The following is a 7,115-nucleotide window of genomic DNA, read 5'->3' as shown; positions in this document are numbered from 1 at the left end:
TGTTTCCCCGGGGGCGGCGCGTTGTTGTTGTAGAACCAGTGGAGGGTGGGGGGGTTGTGGCCGGCGCGGGGGCCGGGGGGGGCGCGGCCGGGGGGGGGGGCGCCCCGCGCCCGGCTGCGGGGCGCGCGCTGACCGGACCGGTGCTCAGCGGGCGGGCGCGACCTCCACCGGCGTGGTCAGGACACGGTCGGGGCCGACCTCGCGCACCGGACCGGTGAGCCGGACCCGGGCGTGCAGCGGCAGGTCCTCGCTGGAGGTGCCCACCGCGAGCACCAGCTCACCCGGCTCCACGATGCGGCGCAGGTCGCGCCCGGTGAACGACGCCCGGTCGGTGTGCACCGCGAACACCACCCGCGCCGACGTGCCGGCGGCGAGCTCCACGCGGGCGAAGCCGACCAGGCGGCGCACCGGCTGCACCACGCTCGCCACCGGGTCCGAGAGGTAGAGCTGCACCACCTCGGCGCCGTCCCGCTCGCCGGTGTTCGTGACGGTGCACGACAGGCGCACCGAGCCGTCGGTGGCCACCTCCGCCGGGACGTCGCCGACGGCGACGTCGTCCAGCCGCAGGTCCCCCAGGGCGAAGCGGGTGTACGAGAGGCCGAAACCGAACGGGAAGAGCGGGGTGGGGTCCGCGGAGCTGATGCCGCTGCTGCGCGCCAGCGCCGGGCTCAGGTACGTGGCCGGCGAACCGCCCGGCGTGCGCGCCACCTGGACCGGCAGCTTGCCCGAGGGGTTCACGCGGCCGGAGAGCACGCCGGTGACCGCCCCGGCCCCCTCCTCGCCGGGGAAGAAGGCCTGCACGACCGCGGCGGCCCGGCCGGCCACCTCGCCCAGCGCGTACGGCCGACCGCTCAGCAGGACCACGATCACCGGGGTGCCGGTCGACAGCAGCGCGTCCAGCAGCTCCGCCTGGGCGCCGGGCAGCCGCAGGTCCTCGGCGTCGCAGCCCTCACCGGAGGTGCCCCGGCCGAAGAGCCCGGAGACGTCGCCGACGACGGCGATGCAGACGTCGGCGGCGGTGGCGACGCCGACGGCCTCGGCGATGCCGCTGCTGTCGGGCTCCTGCACCGGGCAGCCCGCCGCCGTGGTGACCGTGGCGTCGGGGTACTCGCTGCGGACCGCGTCCAGCAGGGTGGGCAGCTCGATGCCCAGCGGCACGTCGGGGTGCTGCACCCCGACGTGGTTGGGGAACGCGTAGCACCCCATCAGCGACAGCACCTCGTCGGCGCACGGCCCGACGACGGCGACCGACGACGGAGCCCGCAGCGGCAGCACGCCGGCGGTGTTGTCCAGCAGCACCACGGAGCGCTCGGCCATGGTGCGCGCGAGCGCCCGCATCTCCGGCGGGTCGAGGGCCAGCTCGCCGCCGTCCCGGAGCGCCTGCGGCTCGGGGTCCCAGCCGGCGTCGAGCAGCCCGAGCTCGCCCTTCTGCCGCAGCACCCGCTCGACCGCCCGGTCGACCAGCGACTCGGGCACCGCACCGGTGCGGACCAGCTCCAGGAGCGGCTCGCCGTAGCAGCGCACGGTCGGCAGCTCGACGTCCACGCCGGCGGCCAGGGCCAGCGCAGCCGCCTCACCGGGGGAACCGGCCACGCCCTGGGTCGCCTCCAGGAAGGAGACGCCGAAGTAGTCGGCGACGACCACGCCGTCGAAGCCGAGCGTGTCGCGCAGCAGGCCGGTGAGCAGCGCGCCGTCGGCGGCCGGGGGCACGCCGTCGACAGCGGCGTAGGAGTGCATCACCGAGCGGGCGCCACCCTCGCGCAGGGACGTCTCGAACGGTGGCAGCACGACGTCGGCGAACTCGCGCGGGCCCAGGTGCACCGGGGCGTGGTTGCGGCCGGCACCGGAGGCCGAGTACCCGGCGAAGTGCTTGAGCGTCGCGACGATGCCCGAGCCCTCCAGGCCGCGGGTGTACGCGCTGCCCAGGACGGCGACCAGGTAGGGGTCCTCGCCGATGGTCTCCTCGGTGCGGCCCCAGCGGTGGTCGAAGCTGACGTCGAGGACGGGGGAGAGGCCCTGGTGGACGCCGACCGAGCGCATCTGCGCCCCGATGGCCGCGGCCATCCGGCCCACCGAGTCGGGGTCGAACGCGGCGCCCCAGGCCAGGGGCACCGGGAAGACCGTGGCCTGCCAGGCGGTGAACCCGGCGAGGCACTCCTCGTGGGCCACGGCCGGGATGCCGAGCCGGGAGTTCGCGATCAGGTCCCGCTGGGTCTGGGCCAGCACGCGCGCCGCCGTGAGCGGTTCGACCGGGCCGGTGCCGAACATCCGCGTGAGCTGGCCGAGGCCGGCCTTGGTCAGCTCCTCCCACGGCGGCAGGGGCTCGCTGAACTCGTGCTGGTTGGGTGCGACGTCCTCGCCGTCGCCGATCGCCGTCCAGATCCCGTAGAGCTGGGCGACCTTCTCCTCCAGCGTCATGACCGCCATGAGGGCGCGGACCCGCTCGGACAGGGAGAGCGAGGGGTCGGTCCAGTCGGCGGGTGGGGGGCCGGGGAGGACGGTGGGCTCCGGGACGTCGGCGGCCGGGGGCTCGATCAAGGAGATGGCTCCAGGGGTGCGGAGGAGGTCAGCGCGGGCGCGCTGCGGTGGAGGCGCGGGGGACCAGGTGGGTGGCCAGCTCCATGCGCTGGGTGTCCAGCTGCCCCCCGGTGATCAGGTCGTGCAGCATGCGGCCGGCCATCCGACCCATGTCGGCCAGCGGCTGGCGCACGGTGGTCAGCGGAGGCGAGGACCAGCGCGCCATGGGCAGGTCGTCGAAGCCGACGACCGAGAGGTCGCCGGGCACCGAGAGCCCGGCCTGGCGGGCGGCCTCCAGCACGCCGAAGGCCTGCTCGTCGCTGCCGGCGAAGACCGCCGTCGGTGGATCGGGCAGCTCGAGCAGGAGGCGGGCCTGGTCGTAGCCGCCCTCGTGGTGGAAGTTCCCGTGCCGCACCAGGTCGGGGTCGACGCCGATGCCGGCGCGCTCCAACGCGGCCCGGTAGCCGTCGATGCGCGCGCGGCTGCACAGGAACGCCTCCGGCCCGCCGATCACCGCGATCCGCCGGTGACCGAGCTCGACCAGGTGCTCGGTCGCCGCCAGCCCGCCGGCCCAGTTGGTCGCGCCGACGCTGGGCACGTCCTGACCCGGCATGTCGACCGGGTCGATGACGACGACCGGCAGGTGGGACCCACCCAGCCGCCGCTGGTCGGCGGCGGTGAGCCGGGAGGTGACGACGAGGGCGCCCTGCCGCCCGCCGTTGATCAGCCCCTGCACCCAGTCGGCGCCGGGGTCGCGGGCGAGGGTGCCCACCACCACGTCCAGCCCGCTCTCGGTGATCCCGCGCAGGATCTCCACCGCCCAGGGGCTGTCCAGCGCGGTGAACACGACGTCCACCAGTGGGCGGGCCGGGCTCGCGGACCTGCGGGCCACGGGGACGTAGTTGTGCTCCTCGAGCAGGGCGAGGACGTGCGCCCGGGTGGCGGGCGAGACGTCCTGGCGGCCGTTCACCACCTTGGAGACGGTGGGCAGCGAGACGCCGGCCGCGGCCGCGATGCTGGCCAGCGTCGGTCGGCCGAGCTGGGGTGTCGCCACTGCCGTCCTCCTCAGGGGTCTGCGCGCAGGTCCGGCCTCACCGGGACCTGCCCCGGCGGTACCCGTCTCGTGGTCCGGGTCACTCTGACAGGAACGACGATGGTATCGAAAGTTTCGAAGCTCCGGTACCCCGCCCGGGTGACTCGGGACGGTAGCCGGGAGGGGGTCCCGGGCGCCACCGGGCGTCCGACGGGCCCGCATAACGGTGCGGCGACGGCCCCGTTGACACCGATGGTGACCCGGCTTACATTCGCGCAACTGCTCGAAACTTTCGGTTCTCAACGACGAAACAGGAAGGTGGCGGTGGGATGTCCCTCCGGCGTCTGACCCGCGTGGCCACTCAGGCCGGCGCTCTGGTCCTGGCAGGCACGCTGGTCGCGGCCTGCGGCTCCTCCGGCCCGGGCGGAGGAGGTGGTGGTGGTGAGGGCGGTACCGGCCAGGTCTGGGCCCTCGAGGACGCCGCCCTCAACCCGATCGAGGAGGCCTCGATCGAGCGCTTCAACGAGAACTCCGACGCCGGCGAGCTGGAGCTCGCCACGTTCGGCAACGACCCCTACAAGCAGCGGCTGCGGGTCGCTCTCGGCTCGCCCAACGCGCCGGACCTCTTCTTCAACTGGGGCGGCGGCAACCTGAAGGAGTACGTCGACGCCGGCCAGGTCGAGGACCTCTCCGGGCTGCTGGACGACAACCCCGAGCTGCGGGACGCCTTCCTGCCCAGCGTGCTGGCGGGGGCGGAGCTCGACGCCAAGAACTACGGCCTGCCGATGCGCGGCATGCAGCCGGTGATGCTCTTCTACAACAACGACGTGCTCGAGTCCGCCGGCGTCGAGGTCCCCCAGACCTGGGACGAGCTGCTCGCCGCCGTCGACACGCTCTCGGCGGCCGGGGTCACGCCCATCGCGCTGGCCGGCACGCAGGCGTGGACCGAGCTCATGTGGATCGAGTACATCCTCGACCGCGTCGGCGGCCCCGAGGTCTTCCAGGCCATCCGGGACGGCGAGGAGGGGGCGTGGGAGCACCCGGCCGTCCTCGAATCGCTGACGATGCTGCGCGAGCTCATCGACCGCGGCGCCTTCGGCAGCGACTTCGCCTCCGTCGGCTACGACGTGGGCGGCGCGTCGACGATCCTCGCGCAGGGCGACGCGGGCTTCCACCTCATGGGTTCGTGGGAGTACACCAACCAGCTCAACGACAGCCCCGAGTTCGTCGAGAGCGGTGGCCTGGGGTGGAGCACGTTCCCGGCGATCGAGGGCGGCGCGGGTGACCCGTCGAACCTGGTGGGCAACGTGTCGAACTTCTACTCGCTGACCAGCTCCTCGGAGCACAAGGAGACGGCGCGCGAGTACCTGCGGACGGCGCTCACCGACGACCAGTACATCTCCGACCTCATCGAGGCCGGTGACGTGCCGCCGGTGCAGGGCATCCGCGACCAGCTGGCGGAGACCGAGAACGGCGACTACGCGACGTTCATCTACGACTCGACGGCCGAGGCGGACAACTTCCAGCTGTCGTGGGACCAGGACCTGCCGGCCGACGAGGCGACCGAGATGCTCACCCAGCTCGAGCAGCTCTTCCTCGGTAACCAGACGCCGCAGGGCTTCGTCGACGCGATGTCGGACGTCTGACCGGCGTCGATCCGCACCGCACCATGCAGGTTCCGGCTCAGCGCACCAGGACAGGGGCACCACGGATGGCGATCACCCGGCAGGACCGGCCCTCGGGCTGGTACCTCGTACCGGCGGTCACGTTCTTCGGGGCGTTCGCCGTGCTGCCCATGGTCCTGGTCGTCTACCTCAGCTTCACCTCCTGGAACGGCTTCGGGTTCCCCGAGCTCTCCGGGACGCAGAACTGGACCCGCCTGGTCGAGGACGGTCGGGCGTGGAACTCGCTGCGGCTGACGCTGCTGTTCATGGTGCTCACCTGGGTCGTCCAGACCCCGATCGCGATGCTGATCGGGGTCTGGGCGGCCGGGCGCCAGCGCAACCGGGCGATCCTGAGCTCCTTCTTCTTCCTGCCGCTGCTGCTGTCCACGGCGGCGATCGCCCTGCTGTGGGCCGCGGTCCTGGACCCGAACTTCGGGGTCACGCAGCGGCTGCCGTTCCTCGGCAACTTCAACTTCCTCGGCAACACCGAGCTGGTGGTCTACACCGTGGTGTGGGTGATCAGCTGGCAGTACGTGCCGTTCCACACGCTGCTGTACCAAGCCGCCGCCCGTCAGGTGCCGCAGAGCCTCTACGAGGCCGCCACCCTCGACGGCGCAGGTCGCTACCGGCAGTTCTTCACCATCACCCTGCCGCTGCTGAAGTACACCGTCGTGACCTCGACGGTGCTGATGCTCGTCGGCTCGGTGACCACGTTCGACACCATCCTGATCCTCACCGGCGGCGGGCCCGGGACGGCGACGCGCATCCTGCCGCTGCACATGTACATCACCGGGTTCAGCGGGTTCGAGTTCGGCTACGCCAGCGCCATCGCGGTGCTGCTGCTGGTCCTGGGCGCGGGCCTGTCGCTCGCCGTCACCACCGCGACCGGCTTCCGCAAGATGCAGAGCCAGCAGGAGGGCATGTGACCGACCGGGCGCCGCTGGGCGGGTACGGCAGCGCGACCGACGGCGCTGCGGCTGGGAGCGGCGTGCGCACGGCCGAGGCGCCGCCCTCGCCGATCGCACCGGTTCCCGAGGTGCCGGAGCGCCAGCGGCGCCGGATCTGGCGCCGGCGGCGGGCGAGCCGGCGGCCGAACGTCCTGGCGGGCGTGCTCGCGACCATCTGGCTGGCGCTGGTCGCCGTCCCCCTGTACTTCCTGGTGGCCGCCAGCTTCCGGACCCGGTCGGACTACCTGTCGGACAACCCGCTGGCCCCGCCCCCGGCCCCGACGCTGGAGAACTACCAGACCGTCCTCTCCGGCGACTTCCCGACGTACCTGATGAACACGGTGATCGTCACGGTGGCCACCGTCGCCATCGTCGTCGGGCTGACGCTCCCGGCCGGCTACGCCGTGGCCCGCAACGCCGGGCGCGTGGTGCAGCGGGGCTTCTCGCTCATGCTCGTCGGGCTGGCGATCCCCGCGCAGGCGGCGATCATCCCCGTGTACCTGCTGATCACCCAGCTGCGCCTGTACGACACCCTGCTCGCGGTCATCCTGCCGACGGCGGCCTTCGCGATGCCGGTGGCCCTGCTGGTGATGACCAACAGCCTGCGCGACATCCCCAAGGAGCTGTACGAGGCGCAGACCCTCGACGGCGCCGGGCCGTTCCAGGCGCTGCGCAACCTCGTCCTCCCGCTGGCCAAGCCGGCGATCACCACGGTGGCGGTGTTCACCTCGCTCACCGCGTGGAACGGCTTCCTCTTCCCCCTGGTGCTCACCCAGTCGGTGAGCACGCGGGTGCTGACCCTGGGCCTGTGGGACTACCAGGGCCAGTTCGGCACCAACGTCCCGGCTCTCCTGGCAGCGGTGACGCTGTCGGTCGTCCCCATCTTCGTCCTGTACCTGGTCGGCCGCCGCTACCTGCTGAGCGGCCTGACCGCCGGCGCGGGCAAGTAGCCCG

Annotated in this window: 5 protein-coding genes; 3 read left to right on the top strand and 2 right to left on the bottom strand. The window is 72.9% G+C overall.

The genetic code is table 11. The annotated features are described in order from the left end of the window. Positions 1-144: 144 nt before the first annotated feature. Both ACI79S_RS13035 and ACI79S_RS13030 read right to left on the bottom strand, forming a co-directional pair. A complete protein-coding gene (locus ACI79S_RS13035) occupies positions 145-2,538 on the bottom strand; it encodes a beta-xylosidase/alpha-l-arabinosidase (RefSeq protein ID WP_456593857.1) in 2,394 nt (797 codons plus the stop codon). A 28-nt stretch (positions 2,539-2,566) separates the two neighbouring features. Continuing rightward, positions 2,567-3,571, bottom strand: coding sequence for a LacI family DNA-binding transcriptional regulator (locus ACI79S_RS13030; protein WP_456593856.1), 1,005 nt, complete (start codon positions 3,569-3,571; stop codon positions 2,567-2,569). Between the two features lie 308 nt (positions 3,572-3,879). On the opposite strand from ACI79S_RS13030, the gene ACI79S_RS13025 reads away from it, so the two are divergent. From ACI79S_RS13025 to ACI79S_RS13015, 3 genes are all read left to right on the top strand, one after another. Further along, on the top strand, positions 3,880-5,196 hold the full coding sequence (locus ACI79S_RS13025) for an extracellular solute-binding protein (RefSeq protein ID WP_456593855.1): 1,317 nt from the start codon (positions 3,880-3,882) through the stop codon (positions 5,194-5,196). Positions 5,197-5,261: 65 nt separating this feature from the next. After that, positions 5,262-6,140, top strand: coding sequence for a carbohydrate ABC transporter permease (locus ACI79S_RS13020; protein ID WP_456593854.1), 879 nt, complete (start codon positions 5,262-5,264; stop codon positions 6,138-6,140). Then, complete coding sequence (locus tag ACI79S_RS13015) at positions 6,137-7,111, top strand: carbohydrate ABC transporter permease (RefSeq protein ID WP_456593853.1); 975 nt, start codon at positions 6,137-6,139, stop codon at positions 7,109-7,111. Before ACI79S_RS13020 ends, ACI79S_RS13015 begins: the two co-directional genes overlap by 4 nt. Positions 7,112-7,115: the final 4 nt, after the last annotated feature.

The organism is Blastococcus sp. SYSU DS1024, assembly GCF_054050795.1.
This window is presented reverse-complemented; position numbering and strand designations above follow the sequence as displayed.

Excerpts from the sequence above, each read along its gene's own strand:
- ACI79S_RS13025 (WP_456593855.1), top strand. The coding sequence starts at position 3,880 with ATGTCCCTCCGGCGTCTGACCCGCGTGGCCACTCAGGCCGGCGCTCTG.
- ACI79S_RS13020 (WP_456593854.1), top strand. The coding sequence starts at position 5,262 with ATGGCGATCACCCGGCAGGACCGGCCCTCGGGCTGGTACCTCGTACCG.